Raw genomic sequence first — 22,143 nt, 5'->3', positions numbered from 1 at the left:
GGCGCCTGCCGATTCCCTCACCCTCAGGGGACCTCATGACGATCAGCCCGGACGTGCTCGAAGACACCCCGGACGGGGCCGGCAATGCGCCGGTGTCCGCCACCCTGGGAGGTGAGAGCAAGCGGTCCGTCGAACAGATCGCGCTGCTGCTCTTCATCACGGTGCCCTTCCTGGCGCTGCTGGCGGCGGTCCCGCTGGCGTGGGGCTGGGGGGTGAGCTGGCTGGACCTGGGCCTGATGGTGTTCATGTACTTCCTGGCCTGCCACGGGATCACGATCGGCTTCCACCGCTACTTCACGCACGGCTCCTTCAAGGCGAAGCGGCCGCTGCGGATCGCCCTGGCGATCGCGGGGTCGATGGCGGTGGAGGGGCCGCTGGTGCGCTGGGTGGCGGACCACCGCAAGCACCACAAGTTCTCGGACGCCGAGGGCGACCCGCATTCGCCGTGGCGGTTCGGGGAAACCCTGCCCGCGCTGCTGAAGGGCCTGTGGTGGGCGCACATCGGCTGGCTGTTCGACGAGGAGCAGACGAACCAGCAGAAGTACGCCCCGGACCTGATCAAGGACCCGGCGATCCGGCGGATCAGCCGCGACTTCATCTTCTGGACCATGCTGTCGCTGGCGATCCCGCCGCTGGTGGGCGGTCTGGTGACGATGTCCTGGTGGGGCGCGTTCACGGCGTTCTTCTGGGGTTCGCTGGTGCGCGTGGCGCTGCTGCACCACGTGACCTGGTCGATCAACTCGATCTGCCACGCGGTGGGCAAGCGCCCGTTCAAGTCGCGCGACCGCTCGGGCAACGTGTGGTGGCTGGCCGTGCTCTCCTGCGGCGAGTCCTGGCACAACCTGCACCACGCGGACCCCACCTCGGCCCGGCACGGGGTGCTGCGCGGCCAGATCGATTCGAGCGCCCGGCTGATCCGCTGGTTCGAGCTGGCGGGCTGGGCCTCGGACGTGCGGTGGCCCTCGGGCGCGCGGATCGACGCCCGGCGCAAGGAGAAAGCCGCGAACGCGGCATGATGGGTGACGTGGCGATCGACGGCAGCAGCAATATCGGCAGTGACAAGCCCCGGCGCGGCCGCCGGGTCCGCATGACGGGCGCGGAGCGGCGCCAGCAGTTGCTCGACATCGGTCGCACGCTGTTCGCGGAGAAGGGCTTCGAGGGCACGTCGGTGGAGGAGATCGCGGCGAAGGCCGGGGTCTCGAAGCCGGTGGTGTACGAGCACTTCGGCGGCAAGGAGGGGCTCTACGCGGTCGTGGTCGACCGGGAGATGCGCCAGCTGCTGGACGGGGTGACGGGGGCGCTGACCGCGGGGCATCCCCGCGAGCTCCTGGAGCAGGCTGCGTTCGCGCTGCTGGACTACATCGAGAACTACACGGACGGGTTCCGGATCCTCGTACGGGATTCCCCGGTGGCCCAGTCCACGGGCACTTTCGCCTCCCTGATCAGCGATATCGCCACGCAGGTCGAGGACATCCTGGGGCTGGAGTTCAAGGCCCGGGGCTTCGACCCGAAGCTGGCCCCGCTGTACGCGCAGGCGCTGGTGGGGATGGTCGCGCTGACCGGCCAGTGGTGGCTGGAGACGCGGCGCCCGAAGAAGGCCGAGGTGGCGGCGCACCTGGTGAACCTGGCCTGGCACGGGCTGGACGGCCTGGAGGCGAAGCCGCGGCTGGTGGGGCACCGCAAGAACTGAGGACGGCCGTGCTCCCTGCGCAGGGGGTGCGGCCGGAGGCCCGGACGGGGTGCCCGTCCGGGCCTCCGGCGGTTTCCGTGCGCCGCCGAGGCGGGTGCCGGGCGCTGCCGAGGCGGGTGCCGGGCGCCGCCGGGGCGGGTGCCGGGCGCCGCCGGGGCTGGCTCCGCTTCCCCGATGCCCGAGCTGCCGAAAGGTTGTACGGGGCTGATCTTCTTTTTTTCGGAGGCGGCCGGATAGCCTCCCCTTACATTCCGGGGGACTCCTCTTTCGCGCTGACGCCACGCGCGGAAACCTGCCGACACACGGCACTCCCCCACCGAGAACCGATTTCCCTGGGGGGATCTTGCACTCCACCCGTGCCACGCGCCGCGGCCTGGGCCGTGTCGCCGCCTGCACCGCCGTCGCCCTCGCCGCCGGCACCCTGCTGTCGGCGGTTCCGGCCGCCGCCGCCCCCACCGCGGGCCGCAGCCTGCCGCAGCCCGAGTTCACGCGGCCGCAGCAGGGCGCCCAGCCCTCCTCGTACGCCCTCGTCAAGGCCAAGCCGCGGTTGGACTTCGACGCCGACGGCAAGAACGAGATGCTGTACCGGTACGTGGACGGCTCGCTGGCCGTGCTGCCGGGCGACGACAGCGAGGAGCGCGAGTTCCAGATCGCAGGCTCCGCCGCTCCCGGGTACAAGGACGTCATCCCGGTGGGCCAGCTCGGCGGGGACGCCAACCCGGAGCTGCTGACCCTGACCGCCTCGGGCCGCCTCTCGCTGGTCTCCGGCAACGGTCCCTCCGGCACCGGCGCGGCCACCTGGTCCGGCAACGGCTGGCAGATCTACAACAAGGTGGTCTCCCCCGGCGACCTCACCAAGGACGGCCGCCCCGACCTGCTGGCGCGCACCCCGTCCGGCGACCTGTACCTGTACAAGGGCACGGGCCAGCTGTCGGTGAAGCCGTTCGAGCCGCGCGTGAAGGTCGGCACCGGCTGGAACATCTACGACCAGATCGTCGGCACGGGCGACATGGACGGGGACGGCCTCGGCGACCTGGTGGCCAAGGACCTGGCCGGCTACCTCTACTCGTACAAGGGCTCGGGCGTCGCCGCCACCCCGTACAAGCCGCGGCTCAAGGTCGGCGCCGGCTGGAACATCTACAACCAGGTCACCGCGCTCGACGACGTGACCGGCGACGGCCGCGCCGACATCGCGGGCCGCACCCACTCCGGGCAGATGTACCTGTACCCGTCCAAGGGCGGCGGCCTCTTCGGCGCCCGCAGCGAGCTGGCGAACGGGACCGAGTACCTGAACCTGTTCGCGGGCCAGGGCGGGGTGCCGGACTACGGCAAGGGCGCGGTGGCGTACGCGGTCGACACCGTCGAGGAGGACTACCGCAACACCACGCTGTACACGTACCGGGCGCTGGCCAACGGCGAGTTCCTGCCGGCCGAGGCCTCGGACATCGGCGGGCACGCGGACGGCATGGGCTTCACCGCCCTCGTCACCGGCCTCGACGACGCCAACCGCCCGCACGCGCTCATCGACAACGACTTCCTCGTGAACGCCACCCTGGGCAACGGGTCCATCTCGCACCCCGGCGAGGGCGGCGAGATGTTCGCCAGCGGCCGCGACCTCGGCGTGGGCGACCTGACCGGCGACGGCAAGGGCGACCTGCTCCAGGTCTGGGAGGGCGCACTGACCCTGTTCCAGGGCGACGGCACCGGCGCCCACATGACGAAGATCGTGACCGTGGGCAAGGGCTGGCAGATCTACCGGTCCATCGCCGGCTCCGGCGACCTCACCGGGGACGGGCGCCCCGACCTGGTCGCGGTGGACACCTCCAACCGCCTCTTCCTGTACGCGGGCACCGGCAAGGCCGAAGCGCCGTTCGCCGCGCGCGTGCAGATCGCCTCGAACTGGACCGGCCACCTGGCGGCCCCGGGCGACATCAACGGCGACGGCCGCGCGGACCTCGTGACCGCGAAGGGCGCCGACGTGTACCGCGTCACCTCCACGGGCAAGCCGGGCACCGCCCTGCTCTCCGCCCCGGTCAAGCTGACCGGCAGCTGGCCGAAGCCGGGCGTGAAGTAACCGGCATCCCGCGGACGGGGCCCGCCGGCCTGCCCCGGCCGGGCCCCGTCCCGGACCCGTACTCGACCCGTACCTGCCGTACCGCCGCGCTGCCGTTTTTCGCTCCACTCCGTTCGCTGCTCCAGTCTCTGTCCCAGGGGGAACCTTGAACGCCTCGCGCCCCGCGCACCTCGGCCGCATCGCGGCCTGCACCGCCGTCGTCCTCGCCGCCGGCACCCTGCTGGCCGGCCCGGCTTCGGCGACCGGATCGGCAGACCGGCCGCACCGCGCCTTCGAGCGCACGGCGCCGGACGCCCCGCACCCTGACCTGGGGCTGCCGCAGCAGCTGCACCGAGGCACGTTCGCGGCCCAGGGCGAGACGGCGCCGCCGCGCTACGACCCCGACTTCGACGGCAAGGCGGACCAGCTCTACCGGGCGATCAGCGGCAAGTACTTCGTCCAGCCCGGCAGCGGCGCCGCCGAGTACGCGGTGTCCATCGGCAGCAATGCCGACGTGGACTACAAGGACGTCCTCACCCTGGGGAAGATCGGCACCGATCCCCAGAGCTACACCGACCTCGCGACGCTGACCAACGACGGACGGCTGTCGGTCTTCGAGGGCTCGGGCACCCTGGGCACCGGCATCTACCCGACCTGGTCCGGTGGCGGCTGGCAGATCTACAACAAGGTGCTCGCCCCCGGCGACCTGACCGGTGACGGCTGGACGGACCTGCTGGCGCGCACCCCCGAGGGCGTGCTCTACCTCTACCAGGGCACCGGGCGCCTGAACGCCCCCTTCACCTCCGCGGTGAAGATCGGCGGCGGCTGGCAGTACTACGACCAGCTGGTCGGCACCAACGACATCAACGGCGACAAGATCGCCGACCTGGTGACCCGCGACACCACCGGCAACCTCTTCTCCTACCTGGGCACCGGCCAGGCGGCCGCGCCGTTCAAGCCCGCCAAGCAGATCGGCACCGGCTACGGGATCTACAACCAGCTGGTCGGCATCGACGACGCCGACGGCGACGGCAACGGCGACGTGCTGGCGCGCACCGTCTCCGGCCAGGTCTACCTGTACAAGGCCGACGGCACGGGCGGGTTCAAGGCCCGCATCGCGGGCGGGACCGGCTGGAACGCCGCCACCCAGTTCGCCGCGCAGGGCGGGGTTCCGGACTTCGGCCGCACCGACCTCATCGGCCGGGACACCGCGGGCACGCTGTACTGGTACTACTCCAACAACAACGGCACCCTGAGCGCCCGGAAGCGGATCAGCGAGGTGGGCGGCTGGAAGGGCGCGAACCTCTACCTGGCCTCCGCCCTCGGCCAGAAGCACGCCGGCGACCTGGTGGAGGTCTACAACAGCAAGCTGTACGTCAACGGCAAGGCGCTGAGCTCCGGCTGGAACATCTACAACCACCTCGTCGGCCCGGGCGACGTGTCCGGTGACGGCAAGGGCGACCTGCTGGCCCGCGACAAGTACGGGGTCCTCTACCTGTACCAGGGCAACGGCGCGGGCACCGGCTTCTCCTCCCGCGTCAAGGTCGGCTCCGGCTGGGGCGGCTACAACAAGATCGCGGGTGCCGGCGACCTCACCGGCGACGGCCGCGGCGACCTGATCGCCCGCGCCGCCAACGGCGACCTGTACGTCTACCCGGGCACCGGGCAGGCCGGCTACGCCTTCAAGTCGCGCATCAAGGTCGGCACCGGCTACGGCATCTACAAGCAGCTCGTGGTGGCCGGCGACCTCACCGGGGACGGCCGCGCGGACCTGCTCGCGACCGACTCCGCGGGCAACCTGTGGCGCTACGACTCGTACGGCAACGCCAAGCTGAAGGCGCGCGTGAAGATCGGAACGGGTTACCAGATCTACGCGAACCTGTACTAATTTTTCGGAGGTGCCCCGACCCGGAACCGGGAAGGGGCACCTCTTCGTGTTCTCGGGGGAAGCCTCAGGGGGATATTCGTGTCACAGAAGACGCACCACAAGACGCTGGGCCGCATCGCGGCCTGCACCGCCGTGGCGCTGGCCGCCGGCACCCTGCTCGCGGGCCCCGCGGCCGCCGCGGGCACCCCGCACGACCGCGGGCCGTCGGAGCAGGCCGCTCCGCGGTCCGTCGAGCTGCCCGGCCCGCTGCCGGAGGTCTCCGCCCCGCGCGGCACCTTCGCGGCCGCCGCCGCCTCCCGTACCGCCCCGCGCTTCGACGCGGACGGCGACGGCAAGGCGGACGTGCTCTACCGCGCCATCAACGGCAAGTACTTCGTCAACCCGGGCAACGGCAACGCGCCGTTCACGTACTCGGTGGGCCGTCCGGCCGCGAACTTCGAGTACAAGGACGTCATCCCGGTCGGCAACCTGACCTCGGACAAGTACACCGAGCTGCTGACGCTGAGCCCGGACGGCGCCCTCACGCTCTACCCGGGCGCCAGCCGCACCGGCACCTCCACCTCGGCCCGCTGGTCGGGCCGCGGCTGGACGATGTACAACAAGATCATCGCGCCCGGCGACCTGACCGGCGACGGCAGGACCGACCTGCTGGCGCGCACCCACTCCGGCGTGCTGTACCTGTACAAGGGCACCGGCAACGCCTCGAAGCCGTTCCCGTTCCGGGTCAAGGTCGGCGCCGGCTGGCAGGCCTTCGACCAGCTCGTGGGCGCGGGCGACACCAACGGGGACGGCAAGGCCGACCTCGTGGTCCGCACCCCCGGCGGGGACCTGTACCGGTACCCGGGCACGGGCAACGCCAACGCGCCCTTCGGGAACCGCAAGAAGGTCGGCTACGGCTACCAGGCGTACAACCAGCTCGTCGGCGTGGACGACCGCAACGGCGACGGCCTGGGCGACCTGATGGCCCGCACGGTCGGCGGCTCGGCGTACCTGTACCACGCGGACGGCCAGGGCGGTTTCAAGGCGCGCACCTACGCGGGCGCCCGCTGGAACGTTTCCACCAACTTCGCGGCCCAGGGCGCGGTCCCGGGCTTCGGGCGCAACGACCTGGTCGGCCGGGACGGCGCGGGCACGCTGTGGTGGTACTACTCCAAGAACAACGGCACGCTGAGCGCGCGGCAGCAGCTCAGCAAGACCGGCGGCTGGCTCGGCGCCAACGTCACCTACGTCTCCTCGCTGGACAACGACAGCGACGGTGACCTGGTGGAGGTCTGGAACGGCCACCTGTTCATGGAGCGCAACGACATGGGTGCCGGCTGGGGCGTCTACAACGCGCTCGCGGGCGCCGGGGACCTGGACGGCGACGGCCGCGGCGACCTGCTGGCCCGCGACCGCGGGGGCAACCTCTACCTGTACCGGGTGCTCGGGAACAAGCTCTCGGGCCGCATCAAGGTGGGCGCCGGCTGGGGCGGCTACAACAAGCTGACCGGTGCCGGGGACATGACCGGCGACGGCCGCGCCGACCTCGTGGCCCGCGACGGCCGCGGCAACCTGTACCTGTACCCGGGCACCGGCAACGCGAAGTCCCCGTTCGCGGGCCGCGTGAAGATCGGCACCGGCTACGGCGGCTACCGCCAGCTCGTCGTGACCGGCGACCTGAACGGCGACAGCCGTGCCGACCTGGTCGCCACCGACGGCTCCGGCAACCTCTGGCGCTACACCTCGTACGGCAGCGGCAAGCTCACCGCCCGCACGAAGATCGGCACCGGCTACCAGATCTACGGCAACCTCTTCTAGCCCCCACGCGTTCCCGTCACCACGCGACAATGCCCCCGGCCCGCACCCAGCGGGCCGGGGGCATCGCCGTGCCCGCGGGGGGGGCACCGCCTGCCGCGGGCGCTCCGCGGGAACTGGCGGAGAAGCACTTCTGCCCCTCGCGGAGCAGATATACGCTGCACACACACGTCCCGGGGGGATGACGCCGAGTTGTGCCGTCGGCGCGGGTTTTCGGGCCCGCGCGCTTCCGTGTCGCCCCCGTGCAGCTCTCCGTCCCAGGGGGGACCTTGAACAGTTCGCGCCACGCGCGCCACGAGCGCCCCGTCCGTCTCGCCGCCTGCACCGTCGTCGCCGCCCTCGCCGCCGGAACCCTGTTGGCCGGGCCGGCCGCGGCGGCCGAGCGGCCGGTGGTGCGGCCCGAGCAGCCCACCGCGCAGCCCGACGGGCGCCCCGGCCCGGTGCTGCCGGCCGGCGCCCGCAGCGGGCTCGCCGCGGCGGCCGCCCTCGCGCCGCGCTTCGACGGGGACGGCGACGGGGTCGCCGACATGCTCTACCAGGCCATCAACGGCAAGTACTTCGTGAACCCGGGCGGTGCGGACGAGCACTTCGAGTACGCCGTCGGGCAGGCCACCGCGGACGGCAGCTTCGCGTACAAGGACGTGGTCCCGGTCGGCGACCTCGACCGGGACGGCAGCAGCAACCTGCTGGCCCTGACCGCCGACGGCACCCTCGCCCTCTTCAACGGGGCGGGCCGGAGCGGCACTTCGTACACGCCGAGCTGGTCCGGGCGCGGCTGGCAGACGTACAACAAGGTGCTCGCGCCGGGCGACCTCACCGGCGACGGGCGGACCGACCTGCTGGCGCGCACCCCGGAGGGGGTGCTGTACCTGTATCCGGGCACGGGCTCGGCCGCGGACCCGTTCGGGGCCCGCGTGCGGATCGGCGCGGGCTGGCAGGCGTACGACCAGCTGGTCGGGCTGAACGACACGAACGGTGACGGGAAGGCGGACCTGGCGGCCCGGGACGGCTCGGGCCGGCTCTTCTCGTACGCGGGTACGGGCGTGGCCGCGGCCCCGTTCAAGGAGCGCCGGCAGATCGGCTTCGGCTACCAGGTCTACAACCAGCTGGCCGGTGTGGACGACATCGACGGCGACGGCCGGGGGGATCTGATCGCCCGGGACGTGCCGGGCCGGCTGTACCTCTACAAGGCGGACGGCGCGGGCGGCTTCAAGCCGCGCGTGACCTCCTCCCCCGGCTGGAACTACGCCCTGCTGATGGGGGCGCAGGGCGGCCTGCCGGCGTACGACCGCAGCGACCTGGTGGGCCGGGACGCCCCGGGCACCCTGTGGTGGTACTGGTCGAAGAACGACGGCACGCTGAGCGCCCGCAACCGGATCAGCCCGGTGGGCGACTGGAAGGGCTTCCGCTACATCCGCTCCTCCTCCCTCGACGCGAACAGCTACGCGGAGAGCATGGAGGTCTTCCAGAACCACCTGTTCCTGCGCGGCCGGGACATCGGCGCGGGCTGGGGCGTCTACAACTCCCTCGTCGGCCCCGGGGACCTGTCCGGCGACGGCAAGGGCGACCTGCTGGCCCGCGACGGCTCCGGCGTCCTCTACCTGTACCGGGGCAACGGCGCCGCCACCGGCTTCGCCCCGCGGGTCAAGGTGGGCGCGGGCTGGGGTGCGTACGACAAGCTCACCGGCGCGGGGGACTTCACCGGCGACGGCCGGGCGGACCTGATCGCGCGCGACCGCTCCGGCGGGCTGTACCTGTACGCCGGCACGGGCAGCGCCACGGCCCCCTTCACGTCCCGTGTGAAGATCGGCACCGGCTACGGCATCTACCGCAACCTCGTCGCCACCGGCGACCTGACCGGCGACAGCCGCGCCGACCTGGTGGCCTCGGACTCCGCGGGCACCCTCTGGCGCTACACCTCGTACGGCTCGGGCCGCCTCACCGCCCGCGCCAAGATCGGCACGGGCTGGCAGGTCTACCCGGACCTGTACTGACCGGACGCGGCCGGGTGCCCCGCTCCCTCCCCCGGAGGGGGCGGGGCACCCGGCGCACCCAAGCCCCCAGACACCCCCTCAGATGTGCTGAAGCAACGCAACAGGGACATGAGGGGACGGAAGATCACACCGGCCGACCGGGCCGCAGTGGCCGAGGCCGGGGCGCGCGACCGGATCGTGACAGGAACTGACGGTTATCCACTTCCGCCGCTCCACTTTGCAGATGTACGCTGCACGGACAAATCCCGGGGGGGATGACGCCGCTCCGCGCGCCTTGGTTCCGCGCGCCCGAGCCCGCGAACCCGTGTCCCCGCGCAGCACTTCTTCCGTCCCAGGGGGGACCTTGAACATCGTGCGCCACAAGCGCCTCGGCCGCATCGCGGCCTGCACCGCCCTCGCCCTGACCGCCGGCATGGCCCTCGCGGGTACCGCGGCGGCCGACTCCGGCGTGCCGTCCCGGCCGGAGATCAAGCACTCCGAGCCGTCCGCGCCCCGCCCCGTGGAGTCGCTGCCCGTGCAGCGCCACGGCCTGGCCGCGAACGCCGCCGCCGCGCCGCGGTTCGACGTCAACGGCGACGGCCAGGAAGACCTGCTGTACCGGCAGATCGGCAACTCGTACTGGATGAAGACGCGCACGGGCGAGGACCAGGAGTTCGAGCTCACCCGCGACAACGAGCAGGAGACGTTCAAGGACGTGATCCCGCTCGGCGACCTCGACGCCAGCACCCGCCCGGAGCTGCTCACCCTGAGCGTCACCGGCAAGCTGTCGCTCTACCAGGACGTCAACCCCACCAGCTCGGGCTACGCCTCCTGGTCCGGCGGCGGCTGGCAGATCTACAACAAGGTGGCCGCGACCGGCGACCTGACCGGCGACGGCCGTCCGGACCTGCTGGCCCGGAAGTACAGCGGCGAGCTGTACCTCTACGCGGGCACCGGCAACATCTACGCGCCGTTCCGCTCCCCCGTGAAGGTGGGCGCGGGCTGGGGTGCGTACGACCAGCTGGTCGGCACCGGCGACCTCGACCGGGACGGTCGCGCCGACCTCCTGGCCCGCACGCCGAACGGCAACCTCTTCTTCTACAAGGGCACGGGCCGCGGGTCCGCCCCGTTCCGCGCCGCCGTCAAGGCGGGCTTCGGCTGGGGGATCTACAACCAGATCCTGGCCGCCGGCGACCGCGACGGCGACGGCGCCGTGGACCTGCTCGCGCGCGACCTGTCCGGCTCGGTCTACTACTACGCGGCCCTGGGCAACGGCACCTTCGCCCCGCGCCAGAAGTCGGGAACCGGCTGGGAGTGGACCGGCCTGTACGCGGGCCAGGGCGGCATCCCCGCCCACGGCAAGTACCAGATCCTCGGCCGCACCGGCGGCGGCACCCTGTTCGAGTACGCGGCGGCCGCCAACGGCAAGCTGGGCAAGCGCGAGCAGGTCAGCGACACCAACGGCTGGTCCGGCCCGGTGTCGATCCACTTCCCGAGCTCGCTCGGCACCCAGGGCTACGCCAGCTTCCTGTGGCGCTACGAGGGCCAGCTGTGGCGCGGGGACCAGTTCATCGGCCGCGGCTGGGACGCGTTCAACACCCTGGCCGGCACCGGCGACCTCAGCGGTGACGGCATCGGCGACCTCCTCGCCCGCGACAAGTCCGGCAACCTGTACCTGTACCGCGGCACCGGCGGCACCGGCTTCCTGAGCCGCATCAAGGTCGGCGCCGGCTGGGGCGGCTACAACGCCCTCGTCGGGGCGGGCGACTACACCGGCGACGGCCGCGCCGACCTGATCGCGCGCACCGGCTCGGGCAGCCTGTACCTGTACGCGGGCACCGGCAACGCGAAGGCGCCGTTCAAGTCCCGCGTGAAGATCGGCACCGGCTGGGGCGCGTACAACAAGCTCGCCTCCGCGGGCGACATGACGGGCGACGGCCGCGCCGACCTCATCGGCGTGGACCGCAGCGGCAACGCGTACCGCTACGCGGCCACCGGTCTGGGCGGGGCCAAGACCCTGTCCTCCCGCGTGCTGCTCGGCTCGGGCTGGAACGCGTACATCTCGCTGCACTGACCCCGTGGCGCGAGCGGCGCCCCCGTCACCGGATTGCCGGTGGCGGGGGCGCCGTTTTCGTCCTGCCCCCCGGTCAGGACGAGGGTTCCAGGAACTCCAGGCGGTTGCCCACCGGGTCCTGGGAGTAGAAGCGGCGGTGGCCGGGGAGGTTGTCGTCCCAGACGACCTTCGCGCCGTGGGACTCCAGGCGGGCCGCGTACGCCTCGATGCCGCTGACGCGCAGCCCGGGGTGGGCCTTCTCCGCGGGGCGGAAGTCCGCTTCGATGCCCAGGTGGAGCTGGACCGGCCCGGCCTGGAACCAGCAGCCGCCGCGGGCCGCGAGGACCGGCGGCTTGGGGATCTCGGTCATGCCGAGGACCTCCGTGTAGTAGCCGCGCAGCAGGTCCTCGGAGCCTGCGGGGGCGGCGAGCTGGACGTGGTCGACGGATACGAGCATGGTCAGGACTCCTTGACGGCTACGGCGAAGATGCGGCGGAACGGGAAGACGGTGCCGTGCGGGCCCGGCGGGTAGGCCTCGCGCAGCAGCTCGCGGTACTCGGCCAGGAAGGCCTTGGCGGCCTCCGGGTCCCCTTCCAGGGCGGTCAGCACGGGCCGCAGGGCGGTGCCCTTCACCCAGTCGAGTACGGGGTCGGGGCCGGGCAGCAGCTGCTGGTACGTGGTCTCCCAGACGTCGGCGGCGAAGCCGAGGGCCCCGAGGCGCTCCAGGTAGCCGGCGGGCTCCAGGACGGGTGCGGGGCGGCTGCCGTGCCCGGCGAGGCGGCCGCGCCAGCGGGGGGCCTCGCACAGGGCGGCGAGCAGGCGGTGGCTGGGGGCGTCGAAGTTGCCGGGGACCTGGAAGGCGAAGGCGCCGCCGGGGCGCAGGGTCGCGGTCCAGGCGGCGAAGGAGCCGGAGTGCCCGGGGACCCACTGGAAGGCGGCGTTCGAGACGATCAGGTCGTACGGCTCGTCGGGGCGCCAGTCGGCGAGGTCCGCGGGCCGGAAGTCCAGGCTGCCGCCGCCGGGGGTGGGGCCTTCGAACTCCTTGCGGGCGCGGTCGAGCATCGCCTCGGAGAGGTCGAAGCCGGTGATCCGCGCGGTGGGCCAGCGCTCGGCGAGGAGCGCCGTCACGTTGCCGGCGCCGCAGCCGAGGTCGGCGATGCGGGGGCCGGGGCCGCCCGCCTCGGGTCCCGCCGGCCCGACCGGTTCCGGGATGCGGGACAGGAGTTCCAGGAAGGGGCGGGTGCGGTGGCCCGCGTGGCGGAGGTACTGCTGCGGGTCCCATCGGGGTGTCGCGTGCATGGCCGAGCCTCTCTGCGGCGTGTGCGGGCACGGCGAAGGGGCCGGCCCGGCACTCTTTCCGTGCTCTTCCTGCATGATCACCCGCGAAGTATCTTGACGTCAAGAGACTTCACATCGACAGACCCCTTACACTGATCGGCATGGAGGACGAGGTCGACCGACTGGTCGCGGCATGGCGGCGGGAGCGCCCTGACCTCGACGTGGAACCGCTCGAAGTGCTCAGCCGGGTCAGCAGGCTCGCGCGCCACCTCGACCGGGCCCGTCGGCTTGCCTTCTCCGAGCACAGCCTGGAGCCCTGGGAGTTCGACGTCCTCACGTCGCTGCGCCGGGCGGGCGACCCGTACCAGCTCTCCCCCGGCCAGCTGCTGACGCAGACGCTCGTCACCTCCGGCACCATGACCAACCGCATCGACCGGCTGGCCAAGAAGGGCCTGGTCGAGCGGCTGCCGGACCCCAGCGACCGCCGCGGGGTGCTGGTGCGCCTCACCGCCGAGGGGCGTGACCGGGCCGACCAGGCGCTCGCCGGCCTGCTCGACCAGGAGCGGGCCATTCTCGGCCGGCTGCCGCGCGCCCAGCGGATGGAGCTGGCCCAGCTGCTACGCCAGCTGACCGCTCCGTTCGACAACGTCCCCGGGTAGGTCCACCGGCCGCACCCCGGCCCGCCGGGCCAGTGCCACCGCGGCCAGCGTGGAGTGCACGCCCAGCTTGCCCAGCACGTTCTGCATGTGCGTGCGGACGGTGTGCGGGGACAGGAACAGGCGCGCCGCCACGTCCTTGCGGTTGAGCCCGGCCACCATGCAGCGCAGCACCTCGTGCTCGCGCGGGGTCAGGGACTCGACGAGGCGCTCGCTGTCGGTGCGGTTCTTGCGGGCCGCCGTCAACTCCCGCAGCACACCGGTGAGCAGCGCCGGCGGCAGATGGGTCTCCTCACGCAGCACCCCGCGGATGACCGCCAGCAGCCGGGACAGCGAACAGTCCTTGGCCACCCAGCCGGAGGCCCCCGCCTGGAGGGCCAGCGCGGCCCGGCGCGGATCGTCGCGCTCGGCCAGCACCACCGTGCGGACCGGGTACTGGCCCGCCCGCACCCCGGCGACCAGCGCGATCCCGTCGGCCGGCACCGCGTGCGCCCCCGGCCCGCCGGCCCCGCCGAAGGGCTGCTCGGGCACCCGTACGGCACCGGCCGCCGCGCCCAGATCGGCGTCCACCAGCAGGACGTCGTACTTGCGGCCTTCCGACGCGCCCCGCTCCAGACAGCGCAGGGCCGCCGGACCGCTGCCCGCCGCGGACACGTCCACATCGGGCTCGGCGGCGAGCGCCGCAGCCAGCGACTCGGCGAAAATGCGGTGGTCGTCGACCACGAGCACCCGGATACGAACCACAGACACCCCCAAGGGTCGGGGAACGGACGGCCGCGATACGGCGTCCGGATCGGAGCGGGATCAGCAGCGGCCGCGGCCGCCGCCGCAACTGGACTGCTACCCCGGTCCGGACGTCGTATCCGACTGTCTCGACCCCTGAAACAACACCGGCCCCCACCGGTGTCGAGCATCAGCGTACGGCGGATGGCGCACGGCAGTTGGCCGAATCTCAGAAGTTCTCGCCGCGGATTTCTCCCGCGACCTCGGCAACTCCCGCGTACCGCACCGTATGTGGACGGAAAGCCGGCACGGGACGGGCCCGGCGGTGGCCTGAAAGCACCCGCCGGGCGCGCCCCCGGTCCCGCCCGGCGCGCTTGCTCAGTTCCCGTCCTGCCGCTCGGCCTCGCACCGCAGCGCGAACTCCCAGGCGTCGGTGACGATCCCGGTGAGGTCCGAGCGGCTGGGGTGCCAGCCCAGCCGCTCGCGGGCGGTCTCGGCGGAGGCCACCAGGACCGCCGGGTCGCCCGGCCGGCGGGGGGCGACGACCTCGGGGATCTCCCGCCCGGTGACCTTGCGGACCGTCTCGACGACCTCGCGGACCGAGAAGCCGTTGCCGTTGCCGAGGTTGCAGATCAGGTGCTCGCCGGGGGCGGCCGCGCCGAGGGCGGCCAGGTGGGCCTCGGCGAGGTCGGCCACGTGGATGTAGTCGCGCACGCAGGTGCCGTCCGGGGTCGGGTAGTCGTCGCCGAAGACGGAGATGGACTCCCGCCGGCCGAGGGCCACTTGCAGCACCAGCGGGATCAGGTGGGTCTCGGGGTCGTGGCGCTCGCCGTACTCCCCGTAGGCCCCCGCCACGTTGAAGTAGCGCAGCGAGACCGCTGCGAGCCCGTGCGCCGTGCACTCCCCGGCGATCATGTGGTCCACGGCCAGCTTCGAGGCCCCGTACGGGTTGGTCGGCGCGGTCACGGAGCGCTCGGTCAGCCGGCCCTCCGCGGGCTCCCCGTAGGTGGCGGCGGTGGAGGAGAACACCAGCGTGCGCACGCCCGCCGTGCGCATCGCGGCGAGCAGCTCCATGGTGCCGCCCACGTTGTTCGTCCAGTACTTGCCCGGGTCGGCCACCGACTCGCCGACCTGCGAGGAGGCGGCGAAGTGCAGGACCGCGTCGTACGAGGGGTCCAGGTGGCGGGCCGCGTCCTGGATCCGGCCGTCGATCAGGGTGGCGCCGGCCGGCACGCCCTTGCGGAAGCCGGTGGAGAGGTCGTCGAGGACGGTCACCTCGTGCCCGGCCTCCAGGAGGTGTGCCGCCACGACACTGCCGACGTAACCGGCTCCGCCGGTGACCAGGTACTTGTTCACTTGCCGCCTCGCTCGCCTTGTTCAGGGGTTTCGCGGATCCGCCCGTGTCCGCGGTCCGCCGGTGACACACGCTCTTACCGGTTCCGGAGGCCCCGGGTAACGGCACCCTGCCGGAATTCCACGCCCCGGTGAAGAGCCCGCGGACACGGGCGCCCGTCCACGCGGGCATCCGTCCACGCAGGCATCCGTCCACGCGGGCGCCGGTCCACGCGGGACGCTACTCCCGCGGCCCCGGCTGCGCCGGGATCACCGCGCGGTCCAGCAGCCCGGTCCGGGCCGCCAGGGCGGCGGCCTCCAGCCGGGAGCCGACGCCCAGCTTCATGAGTACCCGCTGCACATGTGTGCGCGCTGTGCTCGGGGCGATGCTCATGCCGGCCGCGATGAGCCGGGTGTCCTCGCCCTCGGCCACCCGCACCAGCACCTCGACCTCGCGCGGGGTGAGCAGCTGGAGCAGCCGGGTGCCCTCGTCGTCGGGCTGGGCGGCCGGGTTGAGCAGCTCGGCGAAGGCGCCCTGGAGCAGCTGCGGGGCGATCGCGGCCTCCCCCGCCCGGGCCTTGGCCAGGGCCCGCTCCACGCCCTCGATGCGCTCGTCGTGCCGTACGTAGCCCGAGGCGCCGGCGGCGAAGGCGGCGGCGATCCCGCGGGGGCTGGGCACCGGCCCGAGCACCACCACGGCGATCTGCGGGCGCTCGCGCTTGATGCGGACCACCGGGTCGAAGACCCCCGGCTCGGCCGGGGCGGCCGTGCCCAGGAGGCACACCTCGGGGGCGCGGCTGATCACCAGCTCGGCCGCTCCCGCAGCCGGCGCCGCGGCGGCGAGCACCCGGTGCCCGCGCAGCTTCAGCGCCGATGCGAGCGCTTCGGCCAGCAGCCGGTGCTCGTCGACCACCATGACCCGTACGCCCATCAGGCCCCCAACGCCGGTCCCTACTGCCCCGGCAAGCTACACGCTTGTTCGACGCCGCGGGCGGGTTACCGGCGAGAAGCCCCTCGTAAGGCCGAAGGGGGCGCCTTCCGTTGCCGGATGGCGCCCCCTTCGGGCATATGCCGTGTCCGCCGGGTCAGTCGGCGGCGGTGGCGGTCACTTGGCGGCGAAGCCGACGAAGAGGAAGTCCTTCTTCGCGTCCTCGGCGCGGAACGGCTTGTCGATCAGCACCTCGGAGGTGAACAGGTACCCGTTGTGGTACCGGATCTCCGCGAAGTTCGTGGAGAAGCTCCGCTCCCGGCTGCGGCTGGGCTCGGTGGAGGGGTTCTCCATGAGCAGGGTCTGCTTCATCGTCTTGGTGTCGATGCTGACGATCTGGCCGCCGCGGTCGTACGGGGGCCACTTGTACGCGATGATGTCCGGCCCGTCCATGCGCAGCGGGAACATCGTGTACTTGCTGCCCGCGTCCATGCGGTCGGTCGTCTGCTTGCCGGTGGTGAGGTCGAAGGAGACGATCTCGTTGGTCTCGTCGTACTTCTCGCCGGCGGTGTCCTCGTGCTCCTTGGACGGCAGGTAGACGCGGCCGTTGCCGACCACCACCTTGTCGCAGACCTCCACGCCGGTGCTGCTGGAGCAGTTGGGCGCGTACATGTCCTTGGGGAGGCCGATGCGGGTCTTCAGGACACCGGTCTTCTCGTCCACGGAGAAGATGTCGCTGATCCCGCCGCCGTTGTTCAGGTCGGTGCTGATCACGAGCGGCTTGGCCGACAGGATGCTCGCGTACTGGATGCCCGCGGGCAGCTTGTACGTGGACAGCGGGGCGCCGGTGACCGGGTCGAGGTACTGGGCGACCAGGTAGCGGTCCTGGTACTCGCCGCACTTGCGGATGACGGCGAGGCCGGCGCCGCCGCCGTAGCCCGCGTCGTAGCAGGACTCGGAGTCGATCTTCGGGACCCAGCGGGACTTGCCGGTGGTGAGCTCCCAGGCGGCGCCGCCCTGGAGGCCGGCCGCGGCCACGGTCCGGCCGGAGATCGTGATCTCCTTGAACTCGACCTTCTCGTCACCGCTCGCGCTGCTCTTGACGGACCCCTGCCACAGCAGCCTTCCGGCGTTGAGGTCGATCACGGCCACCTCGCTGCACGGCTGGTGGCTGTACTTGCCGGTGCGCGGGGCGGGCTCGTAGGCGATCGCGGCCTTGTCCTCGCTGGTGCGCCGGGAGGCGGCGCACACCTGGCCGGGGAGCGGGACGGACCACTTGGGCTTGGCGGTGGCCAGGTCGTAGCCGACGACCTTGCGGATGTCGCTCTTGGCGTAGACGGAGTCGGTCAGCCAGGAGCCCGCCACGTTGTGCAGGGCCTCGATCTTGGGCTGCTGGAGGCTCAGCAGCTCCTTGGACTTCGGGTTCGAGGGGGCCTTCTCGACGGCCACGGGGACCGGGTCGGGTCCGGTGGCGCCACCGCCGCCGCCCGTGCTGCCGCCGGTGCTCTTGCCGTCGGCCACCGGCTTCTTGACGGCGTCCGGGTCCTCGGAGCGCGAGGCGTACCAGAAGCCGCCCACGACGATCAGCGCGATGGCCAGGACTGCGCTCACCAGGATGAGCAGCTGGTTGCGCTTCTCCTTGCCGCCGCCCTGGGGCTGCGGGGCGGGGGCGCCGGGCCCGTACATGGGCGTGGTGGCCGGCTGCGGGTAGGCGTAGCCGGGCTGGGCCTGCGGGGCCTGCGGGTAGCCGTAGCCCTGCGGGGGCGCCTGCTGCGGGTAGCCGTAGCCGCCCGCCGGAGGCTGCTGCGGGGCGCCGAAGCCGCCCGCCGCGGGCTCCTGGGGGGCGCCGAAGCCGCCGGCCGGGGGCTGCTGCGGGGCGCCGAAGCCTGCGGCCCGGGGGTCCTGGGGGGCGCCGAAGCCCTGCGGGGGCTGGTTCGGCGGGGGTGGCGGCGGGGTGCTCATGCGGTGTTCTCTGCCTCTCGGGACGCGTGGGGCGCGTGGGTCGATCGGTGCGGGCGGTGCGGGCGGCGCGGGCGGCTGCCCGGGGGCGGGGCGCGGGTCGGGGGCGGGTCGGGGCTACTTGCCGAAGACCATCAGGAGCTTCTCCTTGACCCCGTCCTTGCCGAACAGCGAGGAGGAGCCCATGAAGAACCGGCCGCCCTCGTACGCCACCGTGGAGGAGTAGAAGGTGCGCTCCACCGGCGCGGCGGGCGTCGGGTGGCGCAGCACGTCCTTCATCGGGCCGCCGCCCGAGGGCCAGGAGACGACCCCGCCGGGCTTGCCGTCGACGCTCGCGTCCAGGTACGCGTACACCCGGCCGCCCTCGGCCTTCATCGGGACGACGAACCGGTCCTTGGGCGCGGGGATCCGGCGGATGATCTTGCCGGTCTTCAGGCTGAAGTCGACGACCTCGTTGTTGCGCATCGCGGTCTTGCCCTCGGTCATGAAGTGGAAGGTGTCCCCGTCCACGAAGGCCCCGTCGCAGCCCTGGATGCCGCGGCCGAAGGCGTCCCAGCTGCACCAGGCGGCGAACTTGCCCTGGCCGTGCAGGCGCAGGCGCTCGGTGCCGTTCGGGTTCAGCACCACGACGGCCCGCTTGGCCTTCTCCTCACTGGACGCGTCGATGATGATCGGGTCCACCGAGTAGACCTTGTTGATCTTCCAGGTCTTGTCGAACTTGTACGACCACTGCGCCTTGCCGGTCTTCGGGTCGATGCCCTCCAGCTGCTCGGTCTCGGCCTTGAAGCAGGTGGTGACGGCGAGCAGCCGGCTGCCGCCCGCGTACTCGTACGGGCTGCACTGCGGCGTGCCCTCCTGCTTCCAGACCTTGCTGCCGTCGCTCATCTTCACGGCCGTGGTGGGGCCGGTGCGCGCGATGACGAGGACGTCCCCGCTGATGGCGAGCCGGAGGTCGGTCATGATGTCGAAGAGGCCCTCCTTGGCCACTTCCTTCTCCCAGCCCACGGCGCCGGTCTTCAGGTCCACCTGCTTGAGCTGGTTGCAGTCGGCGTTGGAGCCCTGGCCCTTCTTCCACGCCAGGACGATCTTGTCGTCGGCGCTGGGCTTGCGGGGCACCCCGCAGAGGTCGCCGCCGAGCGGGACGGTCCACTTCTGCTTGCCGTCGGCGACGGCGTAGCCGGTGAGGCTGCGGTAGCCGACCTTGGCGACGGTGTCGCCGGTGACCCACATGCCGTTGATGGTCGCGCCGCTGCCGGGCACGTCGGTCTCGTTCATCTTGAGCCAGAGGACCTTGTCCTCGCCGGGCTTGCGGCCCTCGTTGAGGCCCGGCTCCTTGCGGCCGTCACCGCTGCCGTCGCCGTCGTCCACGGTCGGGCTGCCGGCGGGCTTCGGGTCGGCGGGGGTGCTCTGCTGCGCGACCGGCTTCCCCGACTCCTCCTCGGTGAGGGCGGCGTACGCGAACCAGCCGCCGGTGCCGAGCACGAGGACCCCGGCCACCGCGGCCGCGGCGAGGGCGAGCGGCCGGCGGCCCTGCTTCGGCGGCCGCGGGGCGCCCTGCGGGGGCGGCGGGAAGCCGGGGCCCTGCGGGTACTGCTGCTGCGGGTGCGGGGGCTGCTGCGGCGGCTGCTGCTGGGCGTACGGGTTGAAGCCCGGGACCGGGGCCTGCGGCTGCGCGTACGGGTTCGGGCCCTGCTGCGGGCCTCCGTAGCCGGGCTGGGGCGGGCCGGGCAGGTGCCCGTAGCCGGGAGGTACGGGGGGCTGGTTCGTCGGCTCGTTCGGCGGCTGAGTCACAGCTCGGTACCTTCTGCTTCGTCGGCGATTCGGGCGCGCGCTGCCCCTGTCGGGACGGCAAGGACGTTCTTTCTATCACTCGGGACCGACGCAGAACGGGCCGGTCCAGCCCCTGTTCCCAAGGGTGGACCGGCCCGTGACACCGCTGTGATCCGGCCAGTTGGCGGCGGGGCGGGCGGGACGGCTACACGTCTTCCGCCAGTTCCAGCCAGCGCATCTCCAACTCGTCGCGCTCGGAGATGAGTTCCCGGAGCTCTGCGTCGAGGGTGGCCACCTTGGCGAAGTCGGTGGCGTGGTCGGCGATCTGCGCGTGCAGGTGGGTCTCGCGGTCGGCGATCTTGTTGAGCTGCCGCTCGATCTTCTGGAGTTCCTTCTTCTGGGCGCGCGCGTCGCCCGCGGACTTCTCCTTGGCGGGCGCGGCGGCGGCCGGCGCGGGCGCCGGGGCGGCCGTCTCGACCATCCGGCGGCGGCGCTCCAGGTACTCGTCCAGGCCGCGCGGCAGCATCCGCAGCGTCTGGTCGCCGAGCAGGGCCATCACCGTGTCGGTGGTGCGCTCGATGAAGAAGCGGTCGTGGCTGATGACGATCATCGAGCCGGGCCAGCCGTCGAGGAGGTCCTCCAGCTGGGTGAGGGTCTCGATGTCGAGGTCGTTGGTGGGCTCGTCGAGGAAGAGCACGTTGGGCTCGTCCATGAGCAGGCGCAGGATCTGGAGCCGGCGGCGCTCACCGCCGGAGAGGTCGCCCACCGGCGTCCACTGCTTCTCCTTGGTGAAGCCGAACTGCTCGCACAGCTGGCCCGCCGTCATCTCGCGGCCCTTGCCGAGGTCCACCCGGTCGCGGACCCGCTGTACGGCCTCCAGCACGCGCAGCGACGGGTCGAGCTCGCCGACCTCCTGGGACAGGTAGGCCAGCTTGACCGTCTTGCCGACGGTGATGGTGCCGGCCGCCGGCTGGGACTCGCCCTGGGTGCGGGCGGCCTCGGCGAGGGCGCGCAGCAGGGAGGTCTTGCCCGCGCCGTTGACGCCGACCAGGCCGATGCGGTCGCCCGGGCCGAGCTGCCAGGTGAGGTGCTTGAGCAGGCTCTTCGGGCCGGCCTGGATGCTCACGTCCGCCAGCTCGAACACCGTCTTGCCCAGGCGGGAGTTGGCGAAGCGCATCAGCTCGGAGGTGTCGCGGGGCGGCGGCACGTCCGCGATCAGGGCGTTGGCGGCCTCGATGCGGAAGCGGGGCTTGGAGGTGCGGGCGGGGGCACCGCGGCGCAGCCAGGCCAGCTCCTTGCGGATGAGGTTCTGGCGCTTGGCCTCCTCGGTGGCGGCGATCCGCTCGCGCTCGGCGCGGGCGAACACGTAGTCGCTGTAGCCGCCCTCGTACTCGTGCACGTCGCCGCGCTGCACGTCCCACATGCGGGTGCAGACCTGGTCGAGGAACCAGCGGTCGTGCGTGACGCAGACCAGGGCCGAGCGGCGGACCTGGAGGTGGCCGGCCAGCCAGGAGATGCCCTCGACGTCGAGGTGGTTGGTGGGCTCGTCGAGGACGAGGAGGTCCTGCTCGGCGATGAGCAGCCGGGCGAGCGCGATCCGGCGGCGCTCGCCGCCGGAGAGCGGCCCGATGACGGTGTCGAGGCCCTTCTCGAAGCCGGGCAGGTCCAGGCCGCCGAAGAGGCCGGTGAGCACGTCGCGGATCTTGGCGTTGCCGGCCCACTCGTGGTCGGCCATGTCGCCGATGATCTCGTGGCGGATGGTGGCCGCGGGGTCGAGCGAGTCGTGCTGGGTCAGGATGCCGATGCGGGCGCCGCCGGTGTGGGTGACCCGGCCGGTGTCGGGCTCCTCCAGCCTGGCGAGCATGCGGATGAGGGTGGTCTTCCCGTCGCCGTTGCGGCCGACGACGCCGATGCGGTCGCCCTCCGAAACGCCGAGGGAGATGCCGTCGAGCAGGGTACGGGTGCCGTACACCTTGCTGACTGCCTCGACATTGACCAGATTGACGGCCATCAGACGCGCTCCAGGTTGGGGGTTTCGACCAGCCC

At 72.4% G+C, this 22,143-nt stretch carries 16 protein-coding genes; 8 read left to right on the top strand and 8 right to left on the bottom strand.

Annotated features, from left to right (window positions below):
* Window positions 1-35: 35 nt before the first annotated feature.
* The 7 genes from ACZ407_RS12430 to ACZ407_RS12400 all read left to right on the top strand — a co-directional run bounded on the left by ACZ407_RS12430 (window position 36) and on the right by ACZ407_RS12400 (window position 11,472).
* On the top strand, window positions 36-1,016 hold the full coding sequence (locus tag ACZ407_RS12430; RefSeq protein ID WP_468127862.1) for an acyl-CoA desaturase: 981 nt from the start codon (window positions 36-38) through the stop codon (window positions 1,014-1,016).
* Window positions 1,013-1,690, top strand: coding sequence for a TetR family transcriptional regulator (locus ACZ407_RS12425; protein ID WP_468127860.1), 678 nt, complete (start codon window positions 1,013-1,015; stop codon window positions 1,688-1,690). The genes ACZ407_RS12430 and ACZ407_RS12425 overlap by 4 nt, the downstream gene beginning before the upstream one ends.
* 343 nt (window positions 1,691-2,033) lie before the next feature.
* Complete coding sequence (locus ACZ407_RS12420; protein WP_468127859.1) at window positions 2,034-3,764, top strand: FG-GAP repeat domain-containing protein; 1,731 nt, start codon at window positions 2,034-2,036, stop codon at window positions 3,762-3,764.
* Between the two features lie 145 nt (window positions 3,765-3,909).
* A complete protein-coding gene (locus tag ACZ407_RS12415) occupies window positions 3,910-5,631 on the top strand; it encodes an FG-GAP repeat domain-containing protein (RefSeq protein WP_468127857.1) in 1,722 nt (573 codons plus the stop codon).
* Window positions 5,632-5,709: 78 nt separating this feature from the next.
* The gene (locus ACZ407_RS12410; protein WP_468127856.1) at window positions 5,710-7,428 is read left to right on the top strand and encodes an FG-GAP repeat domain-containing protein; all 1,719 of its coding nucleotides are present in this window, start codon (window positions 5,710-5,712) and stop codon (window positions 7,426-7,428) included.
* Window positions 7,429-7,694: 266 nt separating this feature from the next.
* On the top strand, window positions 7,695-9,419 hold the full coding sequence (locus tag ACZ407_RS12405; RefSeq protein ID WP_468127855.1) for an FG-GAP repeat domain-containing protein: 1,725 nt from the start codon (window positions 7,695-7,697) through the stop codon (window positions 9,417-9,419).
* A gap of 352 nt (window positions 9,420-9,771) precedes the next feature.
* On the top strand, window positions 9,772-11,472 hold the full coding sequence (locus tag ACZ407_RS12400) for an FG-GAP repeat domain-containing protein (RefSeq protein ID WP_468128048.1): 1,701 nt from the start codon (window positions 9,772-9,774) through the stop codon (window positions 11,470-11,472).
* A 73-nt stretch (window positions 11,473-11,545) separates the two neighbouring features.
* Here ACZ407_RS12400 and ACZ407_RS12395 read toward each other — a convergent pair whose 3' ends face one another.
* Both ACZ407_RS12395 and ACZ407_RS12390 read right to left on the bottom strand, forming a co-directional pair.
* The gene (locus ACZ407_RS12395; RefSeq protein WP_468127853.1) at window positions 11,546-11,908 is read right to left on the bottom strand and encodes a VOC family protein; all 363 of its coding nucleotides are present in this window, start codon (window positions 11,906-11,908) and stop codon (window positions 11,546-11,548) included.
* A 2-nt stretch (window positions 11,909-11,910) separates the two neighbouring features.
* Complete coding sequence (locus ACZ407_RS12390; protein WP_468127851.1) at window positions 11,911-12,750, bottom strand: trans-aconitate 2-methyltransferase; 840 nt, start codon at window positions 12,748-12,750, stop codon at window positions 11,911-11,913.
* 140 nt (window positions 12,751-12,890) lie between these two features.
* Here ACZ407_RS12390 and ACZ407_RS12385 point away from each other — a divergent pair, with 140 nt between their 5' ends.
* Window positions 12,891-13,388: a MarR family winged helix-turn-helix transcriptional regulator gene (locus ACZ407_RS12385; RefSeq protein WP_468127849.1), complete on the top strand. Its 498-nt coding sequence runs from the start codon at window positions 12,891-12,893 to the stop codon at window positions 13,386-13,388.
* Here ACZ407_RS12385 and ACZ407_RS12380 read toward each other — a convergent pair.
* The 6 genes from ACZ407_RS12380 to ACZ407_RS12355 form a co-directional block, all read right to left on the bottom strand.
* Window positions 13,347-14,129 (bottom strand): LuxR C-terminal-related transcriptional regulator, encoded by a 783-nt coding sequence (locus tag ACZ407_RS12380; protein ID WP_468128046.1) that lies wholly within the window; start codon window positions 14,127-14,129, stop codon window positions 13,347-13,349. The two genes, ACZ407_RS12385 and ACZ407_RS12380, sit on opposite strands and share 42 nt — an antisense overlap.
* Before the next feature lie 357 nt (window positions 14,130-14,486).
* The gene (galE, locus tag ACZ407_RS12375; RefSeq protein WP_468127847.1) at window positions 14,487-15,464 is read right to left on the bottom strand and encodes a UDP-glucose 4-epimerase GalE; all 978 of its coding nucleotides are present in this window, start codon (window positions 15,462-15,464) and stop codon (window positions 14,487-14,489) included.
* Window positions 15,465-15,681: 217 nt separating this feature from the next.
* Window positions 15,682-16,371, bottom strand: coding sequence for a response regulator transcription factor (locus ACZ407_RS12370; protein WP_468127846.1), 690 nt, complete (start codon window positions 16,369-16,371; stop codon window positions 15,682-15,684).
* A 174-nt stretch (window positions 16,372-16,545) separates the two neighbouring features.
* Window positions 16,546-18,330, bottom strand: a complete 1,785-nt coding sequence (locus ACZ407_RS12365) for an outer membrane protein assembly factor BamB family protein (RefSeq protein ID WP_468127844.1) — start codon at window positions 18,328-18,330, stop codon at window positions 16,546-16,548.
* A gap of 114 nt (window positions 18,331-18,444) precedes the next feature.
* A complete protein-coding gene (locus ACZ407_RS12360; RefSeq protein WP_468127842.1) occupies window positions 18,445-20,118 on the bottom strand; it encodes an outer membrane protein assembly factor BamB family protein in 1,674 nt (557 codons plus the stop codon).
* Between the two features lie 184 nt (window positions 20,119-20,302).
* A complete protein-coding gene (locus tag ACZ407_RS12355) occupies window positions 20,303-22,108 on the bottom strand; it encodes an ABC-F family ATP-binding cassette domain-containing protein (RefSeq protein WP_468127840.1) in 1,806 nt (601 codons plus the stop codon).
* Window positions 22,109-22,143: the final 35 nt, after the last annotated feature.

It is taken from the genome of Streptomyces sp. NPDC030809 (assembly GCF_055572195.1).
This window is presented reverse-complemented; position numbering and strand designations above follow the sequence as displayed.

Excerpts from the sequence above, each read along its gene's own strand:
- ACZ407_RS12385 (WP_468127849.1), top strand. The coding sequence starts at position 12,891 with ATGGAGGACGAGGTCGACCGACTGGTCGCGGCATGGCGGCGGGAGCGC.
- ACZ407_RS12430 (WP_468127862.1), top strand. The coding sequence starts at position 36 with ATGACGATCAGCCCGGACGTGCTCGAAGACACCCCGGACGGGGCCGGC.
- ACZ407_RS12355 (WP_468127840.1), bottom strand. The coding sequence starts at position 22,108 with ATGGCCGTCAATCTGGTCAATGTCGAGGCAGTCAGCAAGGTGTACGGC.
- ACZ407_RS12425 (WP_468127860.1), top strand. The coding sequence starts at position 1,013 with ATGATGGGTGACGTGGCGATCGACGGCAGCAGCAATATCGGCAGTGAC.
- ACZ407_RS12390 (WP_468127851.1), bottom strand. The coding sequence starts at position 12,750 with ATGCACGCGACACCCCGATGGGACCCGCAGCAGTACCTCCGCCACGCG.
- ACZ407_RS12395 (WP_468127853.1), bottom strand. The coding sequence starts at position 11,908 with ATGCTCGTATCCGTCGACCACGTCCAGCTCGCCGCCCCCGCAGGCTCC.
- ACZ407_RS12365 (WP_468127844.1), bottom strand. The coding sequence starts at position 18,330 with ATGAGCACCCCGCCGCCACCCCCGCCGAACCAGCCCCCGCAGGGCTTC.
- ACZ407_RS12370 (WP_468127846.1), bottom strand. The coding sequence starts at position 16,371 with ATGGGCGTACGGGTCATGGTGGTCGACGAGCACCGGCTGCTGGCCGAA.